We start from the raw sequence: 24,685 nt of genomic DNA on the forward strand, positions 1-24,685 counted from the left end.
CTGTTCTTGATCCCGAGAACCACGATGGGGAGGGGTGTTCCGTGGGAGCCCGTCCGTACGACGCACCGCATGAGGAAGTCCACCAGGCGGCGGTGGCCGCCATCGACCTGCTGCGCCGCCTGGCGGCCGAGCACGGCGGGGGCACGCCTCCGCTGCCCGCCGATGCCGAGGTCGTGCGCTTCCTGGGGCGTACGCACCCGAACCGGTACCCCAAGTCGGCCGGCCGCCCCGAGTGGCTGGCCGAGGCGTGGCGCCGCTGCGGCCTGCCGACGGACGGAGGTGCGCCCCACGCGACGGCCCCGGCCGACGGGGCCGCGGCACTGGAGCAGCTGCGGCACGACGTGGCGGACGGCCATCCCGCCGCCCACCGCCGCTCGTCCCACCTCCACCGGTTGTCGGCGGCGTACGAGGCCGGGACGCTCACGGCCGCGGACATCGTCGAGGCGTACCCGGCGCGCTGGACGATGCAGCTCCGCACGCTGTCCGACCGCGGCGGGGCGCGTCCCGCATTCGAACGGCGGGTGCGGACGCACCTCACGGCCTCCCTGGGGACGGACCCGGCTGCCTGGCTCAAGCTGCTCGCCACCGTGGACGCGCTGTGCCGGCCGGAGAGCAAGGGCCCGGACCGTCTGCTCAGCTGGCCGGCGCTGGTGCAGCGGTCCCGGGACGCAGCGGCGGCCGCCCCCGCCCGTCTGCTGCCCGACCGCGCGCCGACCGGCCGGAAGGTCGAGGACCAGCTGTTCCGCGCTCTGTGGTGGTGGCCCACGGGTGAGGTCCTGCGGCGGTGCGACGCCGATGTCCTGGACGCCCTGATGCCCGAACTGCCGCCGGAAACGGGCACGCTGCTGGCGCAGTACGTCGTCGCGGTGCGCCGCGGCACGCCTGCAGGAGTCCTGGAGCACCTCCTGCGCAGCCGGAACCGGGAGGCCCTGCTGGTGATCGCCCGCGGCATCGACCTGACCCGGGGCACCGCGCTGCGGCTCCTGGAACACGCCGATCCGGAGATCCACCTCGCCGTGCTGGACGGCCACTTCTACGTCTGCGCCGAGGAACGCCGCGCGGCCGTCACCGACCCGTCGGTGCGGCTCGCACCGCACGTCGACCGCATTCCGTGGAATGCGCTCCCCGACTGCCTCCACGCCATCGAACCGGAACTCGTCGAAGCGGCGTTCGCCAGCAGCCACCTGTCGAAGTTCAGGATGCCGGAGCAACTGACGGGCTGCCTCACCCTGCTGCGGCACGCAGGTCCGGCCCGGCTGTCGGCACTGCTCGCCACCGGCCGCGTGAGCCCGGCGGTCACCCGTATCTGCGCGAAGGCGCTGAGCGCCGCCGATCCGCTCACGGCCCTCCGTGCCCGGGTGGAGAAGGAGCTGACCACGCAGAAGCTCGCCGCGCGCCTGCGCCGCCTCGGCCCGCGGGCGGGCGCGGATGCCGCCGACCGGCTGATGGAGCTCTTTGCGAACGTCGACTGGAACCACCTGGAGGCCGAGCACGCCCGCGAGCCGTTCCGGTACTGGCCCCAGATGGTCAACCGCCCCGGGACACCGCCCGACGTAGCGGCCCGCCACATCGACGCGATACGCCGCGACTACCGCAGCCACCGCTCGTATGCGGAGGTGTGGATCACGGACAAGGGGGCGCTGCGCGCCGGGCTGGGCTACAGCGCCGATCGTGAGCAGGCCACCGGACAACTCGACGACCTGCTCGCGAAGGGGCTCATCACCCCCGAGGACCTTCTGAGGCACGTGGGACAGGGCCCGTGCGTGCTGCGCCGCCTCGGCGACGCCCGGTGCCTGCCGGACGCGCCCACGCAGATCGTGGAAGCAGTGGAAGGGCTCACGGCACTGGTCCGCACGCACCTGCCGGCGGCGGACGAAGCGGCCTGGCAGCGGTTGTACCGGCGGCTGGCGGGACGCGACCCGCAGCACCCGGAGCGCGGCACGATCGAGGAACTCCTGACCCTCACCGCGACGACGAGGTGATGCGGACGTTCCCGCGCACGGTGACCTGGTCGATGTCCGTGGTGCGCACCGTGACGTTCATGGTCCACTCCCCCGCCATGGGCAGCCGCAGGTCGTAGGCGGCCCAGTACCCCTTCTGGTCCTTCAGCCGGGCGTCGATCGGGCCGATGTCCAGGTCTTCCTGGGTGAGACTGAGTCGGAGTTCGCGCACGGTGGCGAGGCCGCCGTCCGCGGAGTACACGACGGCTTCGACCGTGTTCTCACCGACGCGTCCCGGCGTCAACGTGAGCTGGACCGTGCCCTGGTGGTTGGCCGTCCCCATGTCGAAGGGGACGGTGACCACCTTCACCTGCGGCGCCTGGGCTGCGGCCGCCGCGGCGCTCTCGCCTGCGGCACGGCTGGGCTGGGTACCGGTGAGCAAGGTCGTGATCGCCAGGATCACGGCGCTGAGCGCGGCTTCGACGGCCACCGTGCGGCGCAGGCTGCGCCGGTATCCGTCGGCCTCGTCGACCGGCGGCCCGGTGTGGGCATCGCCCGCCCCGCCTCCACCGGGCGGGTCCGTGGGCACCGGTGAAGCCGGCGCGCCGACCATCTGTGCGACCTTCACGCGCTCGGGCTCGGGCACCGTCAGCGTCTCCGTGGCCGCAGGAGCCGCGTGCACGAGGCGGGCGGTCCACCGGCGGGAGAAGGAGGCCACCCACAGGACGAGGACCACAGCAGCGATCTTCACGAGGAGGGTCCTTCCGTACGAGGTGGTGGACAGCGCCTCCCAGGAGCCGACCTGCCGCCAGGACTGGTACGCCCCCGTGCCGACCAGCACGACGACGGCGGTGAAGGCCAGCGTCGAAAAGCGGCCGATCGCGGTCGCCGGGACGGCGCGGCTCCCGGATCCTCGGCGCCGGAGGACGATCACCAGCGTGATCAGGCCGCCGAGCCAGACCCCCATGGCCAGCAGGTGCAGCACGGCGAGGGGCACGGCGAGCGGCACCTGGATGCCGGCGGCGGCGTGCTCGGCGGCGGCCCAGGTGAACGCCAGCCCCAGGGCGAGCACCGCCCCGGCCCAGCGGACCCGGGGACCGAGTCCCCGGGGCTCCGCTCCGCCGTCCTGACCGTGCAGCCGTACGGCCCACCGCCTCAGCAGGCCCGCGGCCACGGCGAGCAGCACGAGCCGGACGATCAGTGCTCCCCCGGGCCTCCCGGTGGCGGTCCGTCCCACCTGGGACAGCTCGAACACCGATGTCAGCCGACCACCCGTCTCGTACGGACCGCGTAGCAGCAAGAGCGCCACGGTGGCCACCACCAGCGTCACCCATCCGGCGACCAGCAGCCCGCGCACCGGACGCACCGCCCCCGCAGTGGGCCAGCACACGAGGACGAACGCGGCAGCGCCGACGAGGAGGGCGAGCCCGCTGTAGGCGGCGTAGCGGAAGAAGCCGTACAGGCGGCCGACCGCCGTGTCGTCCAGTGAGCGGGTGGGCACCACCGCGGCGGTCTGGGACGGCTTGCCGATGGAGAAGACGAACGCGCCGGAGATCGGATGCCCATCGGCGGACGCGACCCGCCAGGCCACCGTGTAGGTGCCCTGGGGGAGGTCGTCGGACAGTTCCACCCGAGCGGTGCTCTCCTTGCCGTCCACGTGCTGCGCGGGGCGGGGGTTCACCCGCTCGTTGTCCGGCGACAGCACCCGCACCGAGTCCTCGGAGAGGCCGACCGATTCGGTGAAGGTCAGCGCGACCTGCTGCGGTGCCGTCTTGAGGACGGCGCCGTCCGCGGGGTCGGAGCCGCTGAGGCCGGAATGCGCGAAGGCCGTGCCCGCCCCGCCGATGATCAGGGCGAACACGGCGGCGACCAGCGCCAGGACGGTCAGTGACGTCCTGGCAGGAGGCGATCCGGTGTACATGAGCAGGCAGTCTCGGCGTTCACGGTCGCGGGCGGAGCCGGTTAAGCAACTTCCGCTAAAGAGCCGTGCGGAACGCCCGCCTGCGGACGTTCTTCCGGTATGAAGGGGGTGCGGGCAGTCGGGGTGCGGCTGCCCGCCCAACCGCTCCACCCGCCGTCGACTGCCGAGCGGAAGACCACGGGCTGCGACGTCCCGGGAGTGCGAGGGGTGCGGCGGACACCACTCCGCCGCACCCCGTTCCACCACGCTGCCGGGCCCCTCAGCCCGGCGGCAGCACCGGGTCCCTCAGCAGTCCCCGGTCGTACGTGTGGAACCCCCGGCCGGTCTTCCGGCCCAGCAGCCCCGCCTGCACCATCCGCGCCAGCAGCGGGGGCGGGGCGTAGAGGGGTTCCTTGAACTCGTCGTAGAGGGACTCCGCGATGGCGGCGACCGTGTCGAGTCCGATGAGGTCGGCCAACTTCAGCGGCCCCATCGGATGGGCGCAGCCGAGCTCCATTCCGGCGTCGATGCCGGCTGCGGTGGCGAAGCCGGACTCGGCCATCCGGATGGCCGACAGCAGGTAGGGGACGAGGAGGGCGTTGACCACGAACCCGGCCCGGTCCTGCGACCGGATCGCCGTCTTGCCCAGCGTGTCGCGGGCGAACGCCTCCACCGTCTCCACGGTGTCCCGGGAGGTGTGCAGCGAGGAGACGACCTCCACCAGCGGCAGGACGGGTACGGGATTGAAGAAGTGCAGCCCCACGACCCGGTCGGCGCGCCCGGTGGCCATGCCGAGGCGCATGACGGGCAGGGAGGAGGTGTTGGTCGCGAGGATCGCGTCACGGTCGGCGACGATCTTGTCGAGGGCCGCGAACGTCTCGGTCTTGACGGCCGTGTTCTCGGTCACGGCCTCGATGACGAGCTGCCGGTCGGCCAGGTCCTCCGGACTGCCGGTGAAGACCAGCCGGGCGAAGGCGTCCTCGGCGGAGATCCGGTCGAGCTTGCCCCGCTGGACGGCGCGTTCGAGCGAGACGGCGACCCGTTCGCGTGCCGCTCGGGCAGCGGTGGCGTCGGCCTCGCAGACGACGGTGTCGAGTCCGGCGCGGGCGCAGACCTCTGCGATGCCGGAACCCATCTGGCCGCCGCCGACCACCCCGACCCGGCGGATGTCGGCGCTCACGGCTGCACCTCCGTACGGCGGACCAGGTGGCGGCCGTAGGCGTCGGGGGTGAAGAAGGCCGGCAGCTCCCGTTCCAGGGCGACTCGTTCCAGCACGGCCCGGGCCTCCGGCACGAGCGCATCGGGGTGCTCGTCGGCGAGGGTCGCGCACTCCCGGTCGATCACGGCGCGCAGGTCCTCCCGGTCGATGGTCCGGTGCCGCAGCCACTGCCACAGCTGGACCCGGGCGATCTCGGCGGTCGCGGCGTCCTCCATCAGGCCGTCCAGGGCGACGGCGCCGTGGCCGCGCAGCCAGGCGTCGAAGTAGCGCAGGGCGACGGCGACGTTGGCGCGCACTCCCCCGGCCGTCGGCGGCGCGCTGGTGCGCCGGACGGCGAGGAGGTCGGCGGCGGTGACGGCGACGTCCTCGCGGGTGCGGTCGAGTTGGTGGGGCCGGGAGCCCAGCACGCCGTCGAAGACTTCCCGACAGACGGGGACGAGGGCCGGGTGGGCCACCCAGGAGCCGTCGAAGCCGTCCTCGGCCTCCCGCTCCTTGTCCAGGCGCACCTTGGCCCGGGCTGCCGCGTGGGTCTGCGCGTCCTTGGATGGCACGTGGGCGGCCATGCCGCCGATGGCGTGGGCGCCGCGCCGGTGGCAGGTCCGGACGAGGAGTTCGGTGTAGGCGCGCATGAAGGGGGCGGTCATGGTGACCTGGGCGCGGTCGGGCAGTTGGAAGTCGGTGCGGTGGCCGAAGGTCTTGATGATGCTGAAGAGGTAGTCCCAGCGGCCGGCGTTGAGGCCCGCGCTGTGTTCCCGGAGTGCGTGGAGGATCTCCTCCATCTCGAAGGCCGCGGTGATCGTCTCGATCAGGACGGTGGCGCGGACGGTGCCGCGCGGGATGCCGAGGAGCTCCTGCGCGAGGACGAAGATGTCGTTCCAGAGCCTGGCCTCGCCCGCGTTCTCCAGCTTGGGGAGGTAGAAGTACGGGCCGTACCCGGCGTCGATCTGCCGCTGCGCGCAGTGGAAGAAGTACAGGCCGAAGTCCACCAGGGCAGCGGGGACGGGCCGGCCGTCGACCTCCAGGTGCTCCTCCAGCAGGTGCCAGCCCCGGGGGCGGACCGTGATCGTCGCGAGGTCCTCGCCGAGGCGGTACTCCTTGCCCTCGGGGGTGGTGAAGTCGATGCGGCGCTCTGTGGCGTCGAGCAGGTTGAGCTGGCCGCCGATGACGTTGTTCCAGGTGGGGGCGGTGGCGTCCTCGAAGTCGGCCATCCACACCGTGGCGCCGGAGTTGAGGGCGTTGACGGTCATGCGGCGGTCCGGCGGGCCGGTGATCTCCACCCGGCGGTCGGCCAGGCCGGGTGCGGGCGGCGCCACCCGCCAGTCGGGGTCGTTGCGGACGGCGGCCGTGGCGACGGAGAAGTCCAGCGGGGTTCCCGAGACGAGGCGGTCCTTGCGGCGGAGCCGCTCGTTGAGGACGTCCTGGCGGCGGTGGGCGAAGGCCGCGTCGAGGCGGCCGACGAAGTCGAGGGCCTCCGGCGTGAGGATCTCGTCGTGGCGGTCGCCCGGCGCCGCGAGGACCCGGACCCGGTGCGTGGTGGCGGTGGTGGTCATGCGGTCTCCTGACGAGGGGTGGGCGGGAGCCGGACGGGGACGGTCGTCCGGCTCCCGCTGGCCGCGGGCCTTCGGGCGAAGGCAGGCCGTAAAGCGGAGTCGGCCTAGTGGAACTGCTCTTCCTCGGTGGAGCCGGTCAGGGCCGTGGTGGAGGAGGCGGGGTTGACGGCGGTGGAGACCAGGTCGAAGTAGCCGGTGCCGACCTCGCGCTGGTGCTTGACCGCGGTGAAGCCGTGCTGCTGGGCGGCGAACTCCCGCTCCTGCAGGTCGACGTACGCCGTCATGCCGTGCTCCGCGTAACCGCGGGCCAGCTCGAACATGCCGTGGTTGAGGGAGTGGAAGCCGGCCAGGGTGATGAACTGGAACTTGTAGCCCATGGCGCCGAGTTCGCGCTGGAACGTGGCGATCTGGTCGTCGTCCAGGGCGGCCTTCCAGTTGAACGACGGGGAGCAATTGTACGCCAGCATCTTGCCGGGGAACTCGGCGTGCAGCGCCTCGGCGAACTCGCGGGCCTGGGCCAGGTCCGGGGTGCCGGTCTCCACCCAGATGAGGTCCGCGTACGGGGCGTAGGCGAGACCGCGGGCGATGACCGGGGCCATGCCGTTCTGCACCCGGAAGAAGCCCTCCGGGGTCCGCTCGCCGGTGGTGAACTGCGCGTCGCGCTCGTCGACGTCGCTGGTCAGCAGGTTCGCCGCGAGGGCATCGGTGCGGGCGATGACGAGGGTGGGCACGTCGGCGATGTCGGCGGCGAGCCGGGCGGCGTTGAGGGTGCGGACGTGCTGGGAGGTGGGGACGAGGACCTTGCCGCCGAGGTGGCCGCACTTCTTCTCCGAGGCGAGCTGGTCCTCGTAGTGGATGCCCGCCGCACCGGCCGCGATCATCGCCTTGGTCAGCTCGAAGGCGTTCAGCGGGCCGCCGAACCCGGCCTCGGCGTCGGCGACGATCGGCGCCAGCCAGTCGGTGGTGTCGGCGCCGCCCTCGGCCGTGGCGATCTGGTCGGCCCGCAGCAGCGCGTTGTTGATCCGGCGCACCACCTGCGGCACCGAGTTGACCGGGTAGAGGCTCTGGTCGGGGTAGGTGTGCCCGGCCTGGTTGGCGTCGGCGGCCACCTGCCAGCCGGACAGGTAGATCGCCTGCAGCCCGGCCCGGACCTGCTGCACGGCCTGACCGCCCGTCAGTGCGCCCAGGGCGTGGACGTAGTCCAGTTCGTGGAGCTGCCGCCACAGGCGCTCGGCGCCGCGCCGGGCCAGGGTGTGCTCCTCTCGGACGCTGCCGGAGAGCCGGACCACGTCCTCGGCGCCGTAGGTGCGCTCGATGCCGGTCCAGCGCGGGTCCGTGGCCCACCGCTGTTCGAGCTGCTGGGCCGCCGCCGTGGTCGCCTTCGCTTGTGCCATGACCGTCACCGTCTCCATGAGTCGCTTGACTTGCCAACACTCCCGCCGGGCGCGACAAGGTGTTGGCACCGTGTGCCTTGATCGAGGGTTGCGGGTTACGGCCGCCGGCCCACTTCGGGGCGGAACGGAGCGATCGTGCAGGGCAGCCGAGTCAGGACTGCCGGGATCTCCGACGTCAGGGCATGAATCGTGCCCGGAGTGTCCGCCTCGGCCGCCGGGGTCCGGCGGGCCGCACGACTGACTCTGACAGCGGCACGCAGTGCCATCAATGAGGTACGTCTGTCAATTTCTGCGAATCTTCTGCGGCGCATGTGCCAAGGTTGCGAAGGTTGGCAACGGCAGAATCGTGCGTACGCTGAAGCCGGAGCGAGGCCGAAGGAGCCCAGGTGAGCAAGACGTACGCGGGAGCGCGGCTGAGGCGGCTGCGCGAAGAGCGCCGGATGAGCCAGGCCGAACTGGCCCGGGTCCTCGGCATTTCGCCGAGCTACCTGAACCAGATGGAGCACGACTCGCGCCCGCTCACCGTGCCGGTGCTGTTGCGGCTGACCGAGGCCTTCGGCGTCGACCCCGGCTTCTTCTCCGAGCGCGACACCAGCCGACTCGTCGCCGACCTGCGCGAGGCGCTGGCGGGCGAGGTCGCCGAGGCCCGCGTCTCCGCCTCCGACCTGACCGAACTCGCCACCCGCATGCCGGCCGTCGCCACCGTCCTGCTGGACCTGGGCCGACGCAGCCAACTCCTCGCCGAACGGCTCGCGGGCACGGCCGACGGCCGCGACGGCGGCCCGGGCGCACCGCGGTCACCGCACGAGGAGATCCGCGAGTTCTTCTACCGGCGGCAGAACTACCTCCACGACACCGACCTGGCCGCCGAGGACCTCGCCCGGGAGATCGGCATCCGCCCCGGGGACGTCATCCGTGCGCTGACCCGCCGGCTGGCCGAGCGGCACGGGATCCGCATCTCCGCGGACTGCGATCGACTGCACCGCTACGACGCCGCCACCCGGGTGCTGCACCTGTCGAACCGGCTCCGCCCCGGTCAGCAGGCGTTCCGGATGGCCACCCAGCTCGCCCTGCTGGAGTACGGCGACGAACTGGACCGCCTGGCCGCCGAGGACTTCGAGCCGGACTCCCCCGCCCACTCCCTGGCCCGGATCGGCGTCGCCAACTACTTGGCCGCCGCGCTGATCCTCCCGTACCGGGCCTTCCATACGGTCGCCGAGGAGTTCCGCTATGACATCGAGCGGCTCACCGACCACTTCGGGCTCGGCTACGAGACCGTCTGCCACCGCCTGAGCACCCTTCAACGGCCCAGGTTGCGCGGGGTCCCGTTCTCCTTCGTCCGGGTCGACCGGGCCGGAAACATGTCCAAGCGGCAGTCCGCCACCGGATTCCACTTCTCCCGGGCCGGCGGCACCTGCCCGCTGTGGAACGTCTACGAGTCCTTCGCCTCCCCCGGCCGCATCCACGTCCAGATCGCCGCCATGCCCGACGGGCAGCGCTACCTGTGGACCGCCCGCGCGGTCACCCGCCACCGCGGCGGCTGGGGCGAGCCCGGCAAGACCTTCGCGATCGGCCTCGGCTGCGAGGTCCGGCACGCCTCCCGGCTCGTGTACGCGGACGGACTCGACCTGGACAACGCCTCGGCCGCCACCCCCATCGGCATGGGGTGCAGGCTCTGCGAACGCCTCGACTGCCCCCAGCGCGCCGTCCCGCCCCTCGGCCGCACCCTGGCGGTGGACGAGAACAGCAGCACCTTCGTCCCCTACCCCGTCGGGGACGCTCCCGCCTCCGCCCGCGCCTGACCGTTCCTCCGGACCGTCACCCCGTGCGGCGCAGTGAGCTGGCCCGTCGAGGAAATCTCCCGGCTGCGGCGCCTCGGGGACGGCACGCCGCCGCCCCCGGGGCAACCGTGCGGGTCAGGCGTTGTCGGCGGTGAGACCGGCGCGGACCTCCCGGGCGGCGGCGACGAGGTGCTCCAGGGAGGCACGGGTCTCGGACCAGCCGCGGGTCTTCAGACCGCAGTCGGGGTTGACCCACAGCCGCTCGGCCGGGATGGCCCCAAGACCGGTGCGCAGCAGGCCGGCCGCCTCCTCGGTGCTGGGGACACGGGGTGAGTGGATGTCCCAGACGCCGGGGCCGGCCTCGCGCGGGTAGCCGTGGGCGGCGAGTTCCCGGGCGACCTGCATGTGGGAACGGGCGGCCTCCAGGCTGATGACGTCGGCGTCGAGGTCGTCGATGGCCTGGACGACGTCGCCGAACTCCGCGTAGCACATGTGGGTGTGGATCTGGGTGTCCGGCCGGACCCCGCTGGTCGTGAGGCGGAACGCCTCCGTGGCCCAGGCCAGGTAGGAGGCGTGGTCGGCGGCCCGCAGCGGCAGGGTTTCGCGCAGGGCGGGCTCGTCGACCTGGATGACGGAGGTGCCGGCGGCCTCCAGGTCGTTCACCTCGTCCCGCAGGGCGAGCGCCACCTGGCGGGCGGTCTCGGCGAGCGGCTGGTCGTCCCGTACGAAGGACCACGCGAGCATGGTGACCGGCCCGGTCAGCATGCCCTTGACCGGCTTGGCCGTCAGGGACTGCGCGTACGAAGTCCAGCGGACGGTCATGGGCTCGGGGCGGGAGACGTCGCCGGCCAGCACCGGCGGGCGCACGTAGCGGGTGCCGTACGACTGGACCCAGCCGTGCCGGGTGGCCAGGTAGCCCGTCAACTGCTCGGCGAAGTACTGCACCATGTCGTTGCGCTCGGGCTCGCCGTGCACCAGCACGTCGAGGCCGGTCTTCTCCTGGAAGGAGACCACGTCCTCGATCTCGCCCTTGATGCGTGCCTCGTAGCCCGCCGTGTCGATCCGGCCGGCCCGCAGGTCCGCGCGGGCCGTGCGCAGTTCGTCGGTCTGCGGGAACGACCCGATCGTGGTGGTCGGCAGCAGCGGCAGGCCCAGGTGCGCCCGCTGGGCGACGGCACGCTCGGCGTACGGCTGCGCGCGGCGCCCGTCGGCGTCGGTGACGGCCGCGGTGCGCGCCCGGACGGCCGGGTCACGGGTGAGTGCGGATCCGGCACGGGAGGCCAGGTCGGCCCGGTTCGCCGCGAGTTCGGCCGCGATGGAGTCCGTGCCCTGGGCCAGTCCCCGGGCCAGGACGGAGATCTCCTGCGTCTTCTGCCGGGCGAAGGCGAGCCAGCGGCGGACCTGCGGGTCGACGTCGCGCTCGGCGGCGGCGTCCAGCGGGACGTGCAGGAGGGAGCAGGACGCGGAGACGTCCACGCGCGCGGCGAGGCCGAGGAGCGTGCCCAGGGTGGCCAGGGACTTCCGGTAGTCGTTGATCCAGATGTTGCGGCCGTTGACGACGCCGGCCACCAGGCGCTTGCCGGGCAGACCGCCGACCGCCGCGAGGTCCTCCAGGTTCGCACCGCCCGCCTCGGTGAAGTCGAGTGCCAGGCCTTCGACCGGCGCCTTGGCCAGGACGGGCAGGGCCTCGCCCAGCCGCCCGAAGTAGGAGGCGACCAGCAACTGCGGCCGGTCGGTGGCGCCGCCCAGTTCGCGATAGGCGCGGGCGGCGGCGTTCAGCTCGGCCGGTGTGCGGTCCTGGACCAGGGCGGGCTCGTCGAGCTGCACCCACTCCGCCCCCGCCGCGCGCAGGTCGGCGAGGACCTCCGCGTAGACCGGGAGCAGCCGGTCCAGCAGCGTCAGCGGCTCGAAGTCCGCCGCCACGCCGGGAGCGGGCTTGGCGAGCAGCAGGTAGGTGACCGGGCCGACGAGGACGGGGCGGGCGGCGTGGCCGAGCGCGAGGGCTTCCCCCAGCTCTTCGACCTGCCTGCCGGAGTTCGCGGTGAAGACCGTATCGGGGCCGAGTTCGGGGACCAGGTAGTGGTAGTTCGTGTCGAACCACTTGGTCATCTCCAGCGGTGCGACGTCCTGGGTGCCGCGGGCCATCGCGAAGTAGCCGTCGAGGGCGTCGGCGGCGACGGCCGTGCGGTGCCGCTCGGGGACGGCGCCGACCATGACGGTGGTGTCCAGCACGTGGTCGTAGTACGAGAAGTCACCGGTCGGCACCTCGTGGACACCGGCCTCGGCCAGTTGTTGCCAGTTCGAACGGCGCAGGCCGGCCGCGGTCTCCCGGAGGCCGTCGGCGGTGACGCGGCCCTTCCAGTAGCCCTCCACGGCCTTCTTCAGTTCGCGGTTCTGACCCTGGCGGGGGTAGCCGTACACGGTGGCTCGTGCTGCCGTGGCTGCGGGATTCGCTGTCACGGAACTCTCCTTCGCGAGTTGTGTCCAGGACGCCCCGGCGACGGGACGCGGACGCGGACGCGAAGGAACGACGGACCGGGCGGCCCACGTCGCGGGTTCGCCCGCACGTGCCGCTCGTCATGTACGCCGACCCGCCCACGAGGTCACCGGGATCTCCGCATGCGGATGGGTCCGCGCGCGGGCAACGGGCAGGTCTTCGGACTCGCGGGCACGCCTGCCGGGCGCTGTACCCGGCGGACACCTACTGGCCGTCGCTTCCCAGGACCGGTTCCGGTCCCAGTGCGTATGACGGCGGTCGTTCCCGCTCACCGCTGCGGGGCAGTCCCGGATTCCCACCGGGTTCCCTCTTACGACGCATCCCGCCTGGCGGACGGGGCGAACCAGCTGCACCGACCACCCTAGGCCGCCCGCCCGCTCACCGACGACCCCTGCCCACTATTCGGACTCATCGCCGACGCCACGGCCGTCTCCACCGTCACCCGGGAGACCAACTCCTGCGCCTACCGCTGCTACCCCGGTCCACGACCTGGCCGCCCGTGATCTTCCGCTTGGCGGCCAGCGCCCCGTCCCCCGGACCTGGGCGGACGAGTTGCCGCTTCGGCGGAGGCTGCCGCCAGATGGGCTTGGGTGGATCTCGTCAACGGGTCGCCCTCACCCAGCAGCGGAACGCACATGAAGAGGACTCTCCGGTAGAGACGAATGGCTTTCCCCAGATCGCCCGCCGCGTGGTGGGCTTGGGCGAGGTTGTGGCCGGAGGTGAGGGAATCGACGTGCCCCGGGCCGAGGGTGCGCTTCTGGGTGCGGAAGGTCGTCTTGAGCAGCGGGAGGGCGCGTGCCGCGTCTCCCGCCTCCAGGTGGGCGAGAGCCAGGTTGGCCGCCGACGTGAGGGTCTGGGGGGCGTCATTGCCCAGCGTTCGTCCGTGGGAGGCGAGGATCCGTTCGTACAGCGGGATTACCTCGGCCGTGTTCCCCGCGTCCCGGTGGGCGGAAGCGAGGGCGTGAAGGGCGTTGAGGGTCCGGAAATGCTCCTCGCCCAGTGTGCGGACGTATGCGGCGAGGGCCTGCTCCAGGAGGGGGATCGCCAGGGCCGGCTCACCGGCCTCCAGGTAGGCGGACGCCAGGTTGAGGCGGGCGGAGGGGATGTGCGGGTGGTCCTCGCCCAGCGTGCTCACTCCCTCGGCAAGGGACCGCTGGAACAGGGGGATCGCCCTGTCCGGATCTCCCCTCTCCATGTGGACGAGAGCAAGGTTGCTGCGGGCGTTGAGGGTGTCGGGGTGGTCTGCGCCGAGCAGACGCAGCCGGCTTTCGAGGATCTGATCGCAGAGCACGGTTGCCTGGCCCAGGTCTCCTGCCACCCGGTAGGCCCCGGCCAGACTCTCATAGGCGGCGAGGGTGTCGGGATGATCCGCGCCCAGGACCCTCAGCCGGTTTTCGAGTACCTGCTTGCCGAGCGGGATCGCCCGCTTGGTATCCCCGGCCTGGACATAGGCATCGGCGAGGTAGCCGCGTGCGGCGAGGGTGTGAGGGTGGTCGTCGCCCAGGGCGCGCGCCCGGTCCTCGACCGCATGCTCGTACTCGCCGATCGCGCGGGCCGTGTCTCCCGACTCCTGGTGGGCGGAGGCGAGGTTGGTGTGGGTGGCGAGGGCGTACGGGTGGTCCTCACCCAGGACCTGAACCTGCTCGCGGCGGAGCCGCTCGTACAGCGGGACGGCCCGGGTCGGGTCGCCCGCGGCCTGGGTTGCCTGGGCGAGGATGAGACGGGCGGCGAGGGTGTCGGGGTGCTCTTCCCCCAGCACTTGGGCGCTGATGGCGACGGTCCGCTCCTGCAGGGCGGCGGCTCGGTCGAAGTGCCCTCCCGCCAGGTAGGCGGTCGCCAAGCCGCTACGGACGACGATGGAGAGGTAGTGCGCTTCGCCTCCCAGGCGGACGCTGTCGGCGAGGGCCTGCTCGAACATGGCCGTCGCCCGGCGCACGTCCCCGGATTCCAGGACGACCCCCGCGAGGTTGGACCGGGTTCCGACGCTGAGCGGATGGTCCTCGCCCATGTGCCGCTCGATCACCGCGAGGGCCCGCTCGAACAGCTCGATGGCCCCGGCCAGGTCACCGATCGCCTGGCGGGCGGCGGCGAGGTTGTTCAGGGAGTCGGAGGTGCGGTGGTGATGCGGCCCCAGATTTCGTTCTCGGAAGGCGAGTGCCCTCTCGAGGTGCGGGACGGCCCGGTTGCCCAGCCCCTGGCCGTGGAGGTATCCCCCCGCGTGGTTGAGGAGATCCGCCGTGGCGGGCAGGTCGGCGGAGGCCGGCGCGTTCTGGACCAGGGCGTCGATGTGCGGGAGGAGGCTGCGCCACAGGGGCCATGAGGCGGGATCCCGCCAGGAGGTGGGCAGAACGACGTCCTGCAGGAGGCACGTCGCGCGGACGCGGGCCACCTCGACGAGGATCCGGTCGCGGTGCGGATCGTCGGGGTCGGGCGTGCGGGCCAGACCCTGCACGAGTCGATGCACCGAGAGGGTGCGGGCGGCCGGATCGACACTGATCATGCTGTAGGCGTTGAGGACGCCGATCGCGCCGGCCACGTCGGGGGGCGCGGCCGTACCGTCGAGGAGGTGGGCGGGGATGCGGTCGGGTGCGTACCAGGCCAGGGTGCGCAGGACATCGACGGCGGACGGCTGGAGTTCGCCGATACGGTCCAGCGTCACGCGCCAGACGCGGGCGACTGAGCGCTCGGCCGCAGTGCGGCCTTCCTCTCCTCGCCGAAACGTTTCGGCCGGGTCCTGACGCAGGAGGTCGAGGTAGGTGCGCGGGGTGAGCAGGGGGTTCTGGGCGAGGTAGGCGGCGGCCTGGCGGACCGCCAGGGGCAGATGGCCGATTTCGGCGCACAATTCGGCAGCGCCGTCGAGATCGCGGGGGCCGGCGGCGTTGATGATGTCGCGGAGCAGGGCGAGGGACTCGGACGGGGCCAGGACGTCGAGCCGGATGACGGTGGTGGCGGTGGTCCAGGTCGTGGCGAGGCGGCTGGTGATCAGGAAGCGGCCGCCGGGAGCGCGGGCGAGCAGTGCGGCGATGTCGGCCGGGTCGTTGACGTTGTCCAGGACCAGGAGCCAGCCGCTGTGCCCCGCCAGCCATTGGAGGGCGTACTCGGCCAGGGCCTCCGCCGTGAGCACCTTGGCCAGGGCGGGCTGCAGGGCGATGGCCAGTCCGGCCAACCCCTGCTGGACGCCGGCCGGACCATCGGCGGTGATCCACCGGATCGTCTTCAGCCCGCGGGAGCGGGAGCGGGTGGCTGCCCAGTGGGCCGCCAGAGCGCTCTTGCCGACTCCGCCGAGTCCGTGGACCGCTTGCAGGTGCACCTCACCGGGCGACCGCAAGGCGGCGTCGAGGGCGTCGAGTTCGGACTCTCGGCCGACGAAGTGTGCGGGCAGGTAAGGCAGGTCGTTCATCCCCCGAGGGGCCTTCACCTTGGCCGCGGAACGTAACACCTCGGGTGGCAGCAGAACAGAGGAGTTGTCGTTGTAGATGCCCGTGACGGCTATGCCGCCGTTGTACGCGAAGGCGTTCCCGCTCCCCGCCACCTGCTGCACGGACGTTGGGGGAGAGATGTCACCCATCACACGCAGACCTTCGACGGCCGTGCCCCGTGCCATGGTGCGCCCGCCCGTGTCACGCCGTCTGCCCCAGCGCCATTTGGCCATGACCGCTCTCCGATCCCTCGGCTGTTCCGTAGTCGATGCCCACCCGACGGCTACGCGTCGGCGATACCGCTGATCGCTCGGGATCCCGGGCCGCTGGCCTCAGTGTCCCCGGTGTTCACGGCTCGCGCGGCCCGACCGACCCTTCCGCCGGTACGCTCGACACCCGTCACCGCAGTGCCTCCGTCTCTGTTCACCGCCCTACCGGTGGCAGCGGCCGGGGCACCGTCCGGGCCGGTGACGAAGACGAGTAGCGCCCGCAGCTCCTCGGCCACCCGCTCCTGGTCCTCCGGCGTCAAGGCTCTCCGACAGGCTCTCGAAGCGTGCCTGCCGTATGCCTCCCCACCGTGCGCGCTCCCTTCCCGGGTCCGCACCCGTGCCCGGTGCCAGCACCGCCCGCAGCCGCCGCGAACGCCGCCGACGCCTCGACCAGCCCGGTCCTCCCCCTTGGTCTGCCGGTCGGCCCCCTGAGCCGACCGACCGGAAAGCCAGTAGGACCACCCTAGGCGTCGTCTCAATTGGTGAGGCGCCGTCGAATGAACGGCGTCGTTCCCAGGACGAGTGCGGCGAAGACGGTCAGTCGTTGAAGGCCGGGCTGAGCGGCGAGGCTGCTGTGCTGGAGGCCGTAGGTCGCGTACCAGTTGGCGGCGAGGTCGGTCGCCATGACGACGCAGGCGAGGTCGGCTCCTAGGCGTTTTCCCCCGATGAGGAACATGGCGGCGAGCGTGTCGAACAGCGCAAGCGAGGACCAGTAGAGGTTGAGCCAGCCCGGTGCCCAGTCGTGGGAGTGTAGGCCGTGGCTGAGGAAGTCGGTGACGTGCGTGGAAGCGCCGACGAAGAGCAGGGCCGCTGCGATGACACAGACCCATATGACCGTCCAGCGCGGGGTGTGGTGCATCCATCCGATCACACTGAGGATCGTCCCATTTCCGAACGCTGCCCGTCAGGCCGCCATCCTGCAGTAGCAGATGAGAGCGGCTGCGATCCCGGCGAAGGCCAGGGCTTCAGGTGGGTCGGAGGCAGCTCAGGGGATGGAATCGGAGGGCCGTCGTAGCCCTTCACCTCGCCGAATCGCGTCCCGTCCATCCAGTCTTCGCGGGCCTGCGCGATCTCGTCGTGCGACCGTCCGATCCAGTTCCAGAACATCTCGGTGCAGCACGACGTTTTCGCAGGTCAAATGGGTTCCGGATGGCCTACGGTCAGCAAACTGTCAGCATCGGAATCCGAGGAGGCCGCAACGATGGCCGCCAAGACGCTCCCGCGAGGCATGGGCAGCTTCTTCAAGGAGTGCGAGCACTCCCCCTCCCGGTGGGCCAGGTGCCCCACCCCTACAAGGTCCGTTACAGGGACGCCGGCGGCAGACAGGCCGAGGGGGAGGACGAGGCGATCAACCGTTTGACCACCCTCTACAAGGCCAGGAAAGCTGCTCCGCGGCGCGACGCCAAGGCCGAGCGCATCGCGACGTACGGCCCCATGCAGCTGCGGGAGTACACGGCGGAGTGGAAGGACGGCCAGCGACACCTGGCGCCGCGTGCGTCGTCCACGCCGTCGAAGCCGCGGTAGTGAAGCTCGTAGAGGAGCTCGTAAAGGAGGTAGAGGGCGAGCTGGAGGTCCTCGCCCCCCGCGTCGGCCTCCAGCACCGCCCCGGGGGCGCACCGCGGCAGGCTCCCGGACCGCAAGGCGTTCGACACGACACAGGACAACTCGCCCCGCCCCTCCACCAGATGGGGGCTCCGGTCTGCAATGGCGACCGGGTCCGGGCTGGGAGGGCACATCACGGGTTCCTGTCCTCAGGCCGCGGAGCGGTTCGCTCGCGGGGGCGGTGGCTGGTGTCGCACCAGGGGTACGTACGGCTGCGAGGGCAGGTGCAGACGGCGACCACGAACCGGTCGGAGCGGGCGACCGTCCCGTCGCCCAGGACGATTTCGACCGGGCCCTCGATCAGGACGGGACGCCCCTGCGGGTCCACGGACACGCGGCGGGCGGGCATCCCCCCGTAGGCCGGGCACGTACCGCTGTCAGACGTTCTGGGCACGGATGACCACCAGCTCTTCCCATTCCTCGGCCTCGCTCGCCAGGCCTTGCCGCTCCAGCCAGATCCGCCGCGAGCGCAGGACCGGGCCCCAGGGAACGGACGCCTTCGCTGTGACCTGCGCGGACAGCCCCGCCCCGGCCAGCCGGTCCACGGTCTCCTCGGCCCCGCACATGCCGGAGTGCACCATCAGCAGAGCGCCGCCGGGACGCAGCAGGGCGGAAGCGGTCGCGCAGATCCGGTCGATCACGAGGCGTCCGTCCGGGCCGGCGTCCCAAGCACGCTGCGGCCCCCGCGAAGGCAAGGTCACGCCCGGAGCGGGTACGTAGGGCGGGTTCGCCACGATCAGGTCGAAGCGTCGGCCGACGGTACGGTCCCTGAAATCGCCATGCAAAACGCGCAGGGGAAGACGACGGAGCAGGGAGTTCATGCGCGCTGACACGACGGCCGGCCAGGAGACGTCGACCGCCGTGACAGCGGCACCTCTGCGAGCGGCGTGCAGAGCGAGCGCGCCGGTCCCGGTGCCGATTTCGAGGACGCTGGTGCGGGGCCCCAGCTCCTCCCGGGCGAGTGCCTCGGCGAGCAGGTGGGTGTCCGCCTGCGGGCGGTAGACACTCGGCAGCGCGACCAGGCCGCCGCTGAGAGTTCCCAAGGCGAGAGCCGTACTGGACATCGCGTACCTCCGGGGATCGTGGCGCCCGTAAGGCCCCTCCTTGGACGTCATACGGCGGCTGCCCCGGGCGGGCGACCTCATGCAGCGTTCCGGCGATCTTCGGACCATCGAACGGAATCGGAGAAGCCATCGAGATCAGGGCCGATGAGGAGGCCGTACCCCGCCGGGCGATGGGGGAACGGCGGGCGAGATCGGGCTCACCAGAGAGGTCACCGTGGGCCCGTCCTCGTCGTTCCCCACCTCTGGCCCCTCAGGCGGCAGGCGGGAACCTGTCCGCCAGGGCTGCGGCAACGGCCTCTACGACGGCCGTACCGTCCTCCTCCAGGGCGATACCCGGGTCGTCAGCTGTGATGCCGGCGGTCTGGAGGAGCTGCTCCGCGCGTTTCAGCCACCGATGGCCTTGCCGTGCCGGTACACCTCGGTGAGGAGCAGGAGGACGCGCGGGTCGACGGCTTGCGGGGGCCGGACGGTACCGGCCTTGGCGTCGCGTGCGCCGTACGCGTCCGCGCCGGCCTGGGGCACGCCGGCGACCAGGACGGCGTCGAATTCGGTGGAGCGCGGTGGCGTAGGTCCGCTGGATGGTGATCGGATCGCCGTCGCCGTCGCCGTCGCCGTCAGAGTGCGGCCGACCGGGGCGACGACGAGGGGCAGCATGCCTGCGTCGAGGACGGCCCGCCGAGCAGTTCGTACGCCGTCCAGGTCGGACTCGGCGTCGGCGATGATGCCGATGACGCGGCCGTCGGTAGGCCATGCGCCCCCCATCTGGGAAAGTGCGGGGCTGGGGTCTGCGGCGACGAGCGGCACGGTGGCGGCGGCGGGCGAGAGTCCGAGGCCCGCGGCGAAGGCACCACCCTCACGCTCCGCGCCCTGCACCACGGCGAGCGCAGCCTGGCGAAGCAACTGTCCACCGCGGCACAACGTCACCACATCGAACACGAGTTCCACCACGTGGCAAAGGACCTCATCCTGTGGTCGAACGACCACTGCCGCCGCGTGGCAGAGAGGGGCCGCCACTCCGGGCTCGACCTCGGCAGACCCTCTTGGACGTCCGCCCCCGGCCTCGTGGCGTGCCGGGCCTGCACGCCGGAGGGGTCAGTCCAAAGGCGCAGCCGTTGGGGGCGGCGGCGCGGGCCGGTGCGGGCGGGCGGAGACCGACCCCCGGCGGGACGGGACGTGCCGCCGTTCAAGGACAGTGGCCACCGCCTCGACCACCTGGCCGACGGTGATGCGCAGGAGCCGGGCATCAGGCAGCGACGCGTGTGCGTCGCCCGGCCGCAAGGGGTCCTCACCCGCGCCGGGACACCACAGCACCCGGTGCTTCGCGTGAGGGGGCGGGCCCCACAGGCAGGGGGCCACTGGGCCGAAGAGTACGACGGAGGGGGTGCCCAGGGCCGTCGCGAGGTGCGCCAGACCCGTGTCGCCGACCAGGACGCAGCGCGCACCGGCCACCAGTGCGCAGAGCTCGTGGAAGGGCACGTCACGGGACCCGCCGAACACCGCCTCCTGCGGCAGTCCGGCGTCCCTCGCCAACTGCCGCGCCAGCGCCCCCTCGCCCGCGCCCGCTGTGACGACCACGTCCTCGCCCGCTCGGCGCAGGGCACGTACGACCGCTGCGAACCGTTCCACGGGCCAGCGGCGCGAGCCGGCGTCCGCGCCGGGGTGAACGACGACGGCACCCGGGGCGGGCGAGGCACAGGCAGGGGCGGCGATCGACAGGTCGGTGGGGTCGGCCTCGATGCCGTACCAGCGCAGCAGGCGGCACCAGCGCTCCCGCTCGTGCTCGTCATCGCGCCACTCGGGTCCGATGATGTCGGGGGTCTCGGCGTGCCGGTAGGCGAGGAGACGGTGCGGCCGCAGCCGGTGGAGGAGCAGGTGGCTGGGGGGCCCGTTCCCGTGCAGATCCACAGCCAGCTCCGGCGGCGGCCCCTGCCAGCTCAGTTCGGCGGGCACGCCGCGCCTGCGCGCGGTCGTGGGCAGGACACGGTCCACGAGGCCGGTGGCGACCGCGACGGTGGCCAGCCGGCCGGGTGCGGCCAGGACGATGTCGCAATCCGGCATGCTCCAATGCAGCGCCCGCAGGCAGGGCACCACCGTCAGCAGGTCGCCCAGGCCCAAGGCCCGGAGAACCAGTACCTGGGGGCGGCTGCCCGCCGATACCTGGTCGGCCGGAGCGTGGCCTGCCCGCTCGTGCACACTCATGCCCTCCACTGTCCCGAGGACGGTCCCGGGGGGCACGCCAGGTTGCGCCGCACGGTGTTCGGCCTGTTCCGGGTGACCGCTGTGAGCAAACACACCGGCTGCCCCGTCGGCCTTGGCAGACCAGGCCGGGGGCCCTGTCGGCGTGTCGTCGGGCGCCTCGGGTCACCGATTCGGGCGGGGGGTTCTGCCACCATGGTCGGGGCCGTGCCTCCCCCTTCTGCTGCCGGGCGTCGCCGTGCGCGTCGGCGGTACGGAGCGTCCGTTCCCGCCCCCGCCTGCCGCCTCTTGCGCTTCGCGCTCCGTCCTGGATCCTTCCTGTGCCTGCCACTGTCTCCGCATCCTCTTCCGCCCCGACCCCGGACCGCTCTGCGTGGCGGTCCCTCCGCTACCGCAGCATGCGCTGGTGGGCCGTCGCGAACTTCGTGTCCAACGCCGGCACGTGGATGCAGCTGACGGTGCAGAACCTCATGGTCCTCCAGATCACGGGTTCGGCCGCCGCCACCGGGCTGTCCGTGTCCATCCAGATGGCGCCCGGCCTGCTCCTCGGTCTGGCGGGCGGCGCGGCCGTCGATCGCTTGCCCCGCAAGCTGACCGCCGCCTTCGCACAGGCCCTGCTCGGTGCCGTGGCGCTGGTCACGGCCGTGCTCGTCGCGCTGGACGGCCTCAACCTACCGATGCTGCTCGCGCTGGCGGCGGTGACCGGTCTGATCGCCACCGTCGACGGGCCCGCGTGCGCGCTGCTCGGCAACGATCTCGTCCGCGCCCCGGACGTACCTTCCGCCATCGGGGTGGGCTCGCTCGTCCACAGCGCCGGGCGGCTCGCGGGCGCCGCCCTCGCCGGCGTGGCCGTCGGCTTCCTGGGCACGGCGGCGGCCTACGCGGCCAACGGCCTGTCGTTCCTTTTCGTGGCCGGCGTGATCCCGTTCCTGAAGGCAGCGCCCCCCTCCCGGGAAGTCCAACCGGTAACCGCTCCCGCCGCTGCGCCGCCAGCGCCCGCACCGGTCGCGGCGAAGAGCATGAGCGCCAGGGAGGGACTCGCGTTCTTCATGCGGCGCCCGCGGCTGGTCGCCCTCGCGGCCCTCAATGGGGTGAGTGCGCTGTTCGGCCGCAACTACTCCCTCACCCTGGTGGTCCTGGTCACCGGGCCCCTCGCCGGTGACGCCGCTTCCTTCAGCAAGGTCTCCACGGTCCTGGCCGTCGGCGGGATCGTCGGCGCGGTCCTGGGCGCCCGGCTCCGCAGGCCGAGCGTGCGCATGGTGGCCGCCCTGACCCTGGCCGGGGCCCTCTTGCAGATCCTCGCCGGCCTGGCCCCCTCCCTCCTGGTGCTCCTGGTCCTCGTCCTGCCCATGGCTGCGGCGGAATCCGTCGGGGACACCGCACAGTCCACGGTGCTCCAGACCGACCCGCCCGCCCACATGAGGGGCCGGGTGCTCGGTGCCTGGTCCAGCATCCGCACCGTGTGGGGCCTGGCGGCGCCGCCCATGCTGGGACTGTTCATGGAGCTGGCCGGTGTACGGGCCACGTTGATCGTGGGCGGGCTGGCCATCGCGACGTTCGTGACCACGGGGTATCTACTGAAGGGCCGCAAGCCCCGAAGCGGGGCGCTCGTCCCGATGCCCGAGGTGGCCCTGCCCACCCGGGCCCGGCTGAGCACCGCCGCCTGATCGGCGCGGGGGGACGAGTCACGCATTGTGTCCCGGTCGCGGCCGCGACACCTCGCGCACCGGCTTGGTCCGTTCACGGCAGGGGCCGGGTGCTCGAGGCCGCCCGGGCGGCGCGATCGGCCAGGCCGGTCGTGGAGCGACCGTCGAGGTACGGCAGGACGACGGCCTGGCCACCCCAGGCGCGCAGCGCCCGCGCCTCCGGAAGATCGTCGGCCGAGTAGTCGCCGCCCTTGACCCAGACATCCGGCCGCAGCCGACCCAGCAGGGTCTCGGGCGTGTCTTCCTCGAAGGCCACGACGGCGTCGACACTGCCGAGCGCCGCCAGCACCCGTACGCGGTCCTCCAGCGGGTTCAGTGGGCGGCCCGGCCCCTTGAGCCGCCGCAGCGAAGCGTCCGAGTTCACGCAGACGATCAGGCAGTCACCGATCCGCCGAGCACTGTCCAGCAAGCCGACGTGCCCGGCATGGAGGAGGTCGAAGCAGCCACCCGTGGCGACCACCGTTCCGCCGCGAGCCCGAACGCTCTCAGCCGTCACGAACGCGTCGCCACCCGCCGGCCGGGCGAAGCCGGGGGCGCAGGACCACTGCCACAGGGCGGGGTCGCAGGCGCCGCCCGCCGCTACGAAGGCTGCGGCGGCGGCCACCGCCAGCTGTACCGCCTCCTCCGGCAGGCCTCCGTCCGCGAGTGCGGAGGCCGCCCGGGCGGCGAAGCAGTCGCCCGCTCCGCACGGATCGCCCACAGCCCGGTACGGGGACGGTACGAGCATCGGGGCTGCGGACAGGGGCCGGGTCAGCAGGACCCCCCGCTCACCGAGCGTGACGGCCACCGCAGCGGCACCCCAGCGCTCCGCCAGCTCCGCGCCGCGCCGGGCGTGCGCCGCCAGGGAGTCACCCTCATCGGGGCACAGGGCGGCTGCCTCCGCCGCGTTCGGTGTCACCAGACGGGCTCCGGGCACCGGTGATCCGCCGCGCGGGTGCGGGTCCCACACCATCGGTACGCGGCGCGCGGTGTCTGCCAGCAGGGGCCGCAGCGCCTGCGCCGTGCCCCTGCCGTAATCCGCGACCAGGACGGCGTGCGCACTGGCCAGCGCCCGGCCCACGGCAGCGGTGGCGAGGCCGACCTCTCCGCCACCCCGGTCGATCCGCGCCAGGGGACGGCCGTCGGCCAGGACCCGTGTCTTGACTGGCAGGGAGCCCTCCAGCGGCAGCTCGACCAGCCGGACACGGCCGTCCAGTACCGCCCGTACCCGGTTGCTAGCGGGGTCCTGGCCCAGTGCCGTGATCAGGACGACTTCCCGGCCGTAACGGGCGGCCAGCACGGCGGCCAGTCCAGCGCCTCCGGGTCGGGAGAGGTCGTCCGTGACATCTACCACGGGCGCCGGGGCGTCCGGCGCAAGACGGGACGCGACCCCTCGGATGTCCTGGTCCAGCAGCACGTCACCGACCACGACCAGCGGTGCGCGGCCGGTCACCTGGTCCTCCTGACAGCGGCGACGGCGCGTCGGGACGCAGTCCTGACGGCGGCGGCGCCGGAGGAGGCAAGGGCCGCGTCGAACGACTCGCACAGCAGGTGCACGGCCACCAGATGGGCCTCCTGCACGGTCGCCGTCGAGGCGGCATCGATGCACAGCGCCTGGTCGGCGGCCTCCGCCAGCGGGTTGGGGGCAGCTCCGGTCAGGGCCCAGACCTCCACGCCCGCAGCGCGGGCCGTCATCGCGGCCGACAGCAGGTTGCCGCTGCGTCCCGACGTCGACAGCAGGACCAGGACGTCACCGTCCCGGCCGTGCGCCGCGACCTGCCGCGCGAAGACCTGCTCGAATCCGTAGTCGTTGCCGATCGCGGTGACACTCGAGGTCTCTGCGTGCAGGGCGATGGCCGAGTAGGCTGGTCGCTCCTCGCGGTAGCGGCCGACGAGTTCCGCGGTCAGGTGCTGTGCCTGGGCAGCGCTGCCGCCGTTGCCTGCGGCGAGGAGGCGGCCGCCGGCCGGGAGCACCACGGCGAGCCGGTGACCCCAGTGCGTGAGCTGGTCCAGACCGTGCACGCGCAGACGTCTCAGCGCGTCCTCCAGTTCCTGGCAGTGCTGTTGGGCTCCTGTGGTTGTGGGAGTTCGGCTCATGGCGTCGGGGCGACCGCTCGGGAGAGCGGTCCGCACCCCACCTCCTTCAGGCAATCGGTACTGCGCGGGGAC

The 24,685-nt window shown here is 72.5% G+C and carries 17 protein-coding genes, 1 pseudogene and 1 riboswitch; of the genes and pseudogenes, 3 read left to right on the forward strand and 15 right to left on the reverse strand.

Annotation, left to right across the window (positions count from 1 at the left end):
• The first annotated feature begins 41 nt into the window (after positions 1-41).
• Positions 42-1,982, forward strand: a complete 1,941-nt coding sequence (locus ACFVGY_RS01830) for a hypothetical protein (protein WP_385669360.1) — start codon at positions 42-44, stop codon at positions 1,980-1,982.
• Here ACFVGY_RS01830 and ACFVGY_RS01835 read toward each other — a convergent pair.
• From ACFVGY_RS01835 to aceA, 4 genes are all read right to left on the reverse strand, one after another.
• Positions 1,963-3,861 (reverse strand): copper resistance CopC/CopD family protein, encoded by a 1,899-nt coding sequence (locus tag ACFVGY_RS01835; RefSeq protein ID WP_385669362.1) that lies wholly within the window; start codon positions 3,859-3,861, stop codon positions 1,963-1,965. The genes ACFVGY_RS01830 and ACFVGY_RS01835 overlap by 20 nt on opposite strands.
• Positions 3,862-4,120: 259 nt before the next feature.
• The gene (locus ACFVGY_RS01840; protein WP_385669365.1) at positions 4,121-5,020 is read right to left on the reverse strand and encodes a 3-hydroxybutyryl-CoA dehydrogenase; all 900 of its coding nucleotides are present in this window, start codon (positions 5,018-5,020) and stop codon (positions 4,121-4,123) included.
• Positions 5,017-6,609 carry a malate synthase A gene (gene aceB, locus ACFVGY_RS01845; protein ID WP_385669367.1) on the reverse strand — a complete coding sequence of 531 codons (1,593 nt, stop codon included), beginning with the start codon at positions 6,607-6,609 and terminating at the stop codon, positions 5,017-5,019. Before aceB ends, ACFVGY_RS01840 begins: the two co-directional genes overlap by 4 nt.
• A 104-nt stretch (positions 6,610-6,713) precedes the next feature.
• Positions 6,714-8,003 carry an isocitrate lyase gene (aceA, locus tag ACFVGY_RS01850; protein ID WP_385669370.1) on the reverse strand — a complete coding sequence of 430 codons (1,290 nt, stop codon included), beginning with the start codon at positions 8,001-8,003 and terminating at the stop codon, positions 6,714-6,716.
• Between the two features lie 386 nt (positions 8,004-8,389).
• On the opposite strand from aceA, the gene ACFVGY_RS01855 reads away from it, so the two are divergent.
• Positions 8,390-9,805: a short-chain fatty acyl-CoA regulator family protein gene (locus ACFVGY_RS01855; RefSeq protein ID WP_385669373.1), complete on the forward strand. Its 1,416-nt coding sequence runs from the start codon at positions 8,390-8,392 to the stop codon at positions 9,803-9,805.
• A gap of 114 nt (positions 9,806-9,919) precedes the next feature.
• On the opposite strand, the gene metE is transcribed toward ACFVGY_RS01855, so the two are convergent.
• The 9 genes and pseudogenes from metE to ACFVGY_RS01900 all read right to left on the reverse strand — a co-directional run bounded on the left by metE (position 9,920) and on the right by ACFVGY_RS01900 (position 20,834).
• The gene (gene metE / locus ACFVGY_RS01860) at positions 9,920-12,244 is read right to left on the reverse strand and encodes a 5-methyltetrahydropteroyltriglutamate--homocysteine S-methyltransferase (RefSeq protein WP_385669375.1); all 2,325 of its coding nucleotides are present in this window, start codon (positions 12,242-12,244) and stop codon (positions 9,920-9,922) included.
• A 190-nt stretch (positions 12,245-12,434) separates the two neighbouring features.
• Positions 12,435-12,594, reverse strand: a riboswitch (cobalamin riboswitch).
• 159 nt (positions 12,595-12,753) lie between these two features.
• Positions 12,754-15,849, reverse strand: coding sequence for a tetratricopeptide repeat protein (locus ACFVGY_RS01865; RefSeq protein ID WP_385669378.1), 3,096 nt, complete (start codon positions 15,847-15,849; stop codon positions 12,754-12,756).
• 595 nt (positions 15,850-16,444) lie between these two features.
• On the reverse strand, positions 16,445-16,840 hold the full coding sequence (locus ACFVGY_RS01870; protein ID WP_385669381.1) for a hypothetical protein: 396 nt from the start codon (positions 16,838-16,840) through the stop codon (positions 16,445-16,447).
• 89 nt (positions 16,841-16,929) lie between these two features.
• Positions 16,930-17,076 (reverse strand): annotated as a pseudogene (locus ACFVGY_RS01875) (pirin family protein); the annotation flags it as partial.
• Positions 17,077-17,336: 260 nt separating this feature from the next.
• Complete coding sequence (locus ACFVGY_RS01880) at positions 17,337-17,621, reverse strand: hypothetical protein (RefSeq protein ID WP_385669384.1); 285 nt, start codon at positions 17,619-17,621, stop codon at positions 17,337-17,339.
• Between the two features lie 83 nt (positions 17,622-17,704).
• Complete coding sequence (locus ACFVGY_RS01885; protein ID WP_385669387.1) at positions 17,705-17,920, reverse strand: CDGSH iron-sulfur domain-containing protein; 216 nt, start codon at positions 17,918-17,920, stop codon at positions 17,705-17,707.
• Between the two features lie 28 nt (positions 17,921-17,948).
• Entirely contained in the window at positions 17,949-18,635 is a 687-nt protein-coding gene (locus ACFVGY_RS01890; RefSeq protein ID WP_385669390.1) for a HemK2/MTQ2 family protein methyltransferase, read from the reverse strand.
• A 384-nt stretch (positions 18,636-19,019) separates the two neighbouring features.
• The gene (locus ACFVGY_RS01895; RefSeq protein WP_385669393.1) at positions 19,020-19,583 is read right to left on the reverse strand and encodes a hypothetical protein; all 564 of its coding nucleotides are present in this window, start codon (positions 19,581-19,583) and stop codon (positions 19,020-19,022) included.
• 144 nt (positions 19,584-19,727) lie between these two features.
• Positions 19,728-20,834 (reverse strand): glycosyltransferase family 9 protein, encoded by a 1,107-nt coding sequence (locus tag ACFVGY_RS01900; RefSeq protein ID WP_385669395.1) that lies wholly within the window; start codon positions 20,832-20,834, stop codon positions 19,728-19,730.
• 395 nt (positions 20,835-21,229) lie between these two features.
• Between ACFVGY_RS01900 and ACFVGY_RS01905 the strand changes: the two genes are divergently transcribed.
• On the forward strand, positions 21,230-22,498 hold the full coding sequence (locus ACFVGY_RS01905) for an MFS transporter (protein WP_385669398.1): 1,269 nt from the start codon (positions 21,230-21,232) through the stop codon (positions 22,496-22,498).
• Positions 22,499-22,571: 73 nt separating this feature from the next.
• Here the strand turns inward: ACFVGY_RS01905 and rfaE2 are convergent, their stop codons facing one another.
• A complete protein-coding gene (gene rfaE2, locus ACFVGY_RS01910) occupies positions 22,572-23,969 on the reverse strand; it encodes a D-glycero-beta-D-manno-heptose 1-phosphate adenylyltransferase (RefSeq protein ID WP_385669401.1) in 1,398 nt (465 codons plus the stop codon).
• Positions 23,966-24,613, reverse strand: coding sequence for an SIS domain-containing protein (locus ACFVGY_RS01915; protein WP_385669845.1), 648 nt, complete (start codon positions 24,611-24,613; stop codon positions 23,966-23,968). Before ACFVGY_RS01915 ends, rfaE2 begins: the two co-directional genes overlap by 4 nt.
• Between the last annotated feature and the right edge of the window lie 72 nt (positions 24,614-24,685).

The organism is Streptomyces sp. NPDC127106 (assembly GCF_042677605.1).
Taxonomy (GTDB): Bacteria; Actinomycetota; Actinomycetes; order Streptomycetales; family Streptomycetaceae; genus Streptomyces.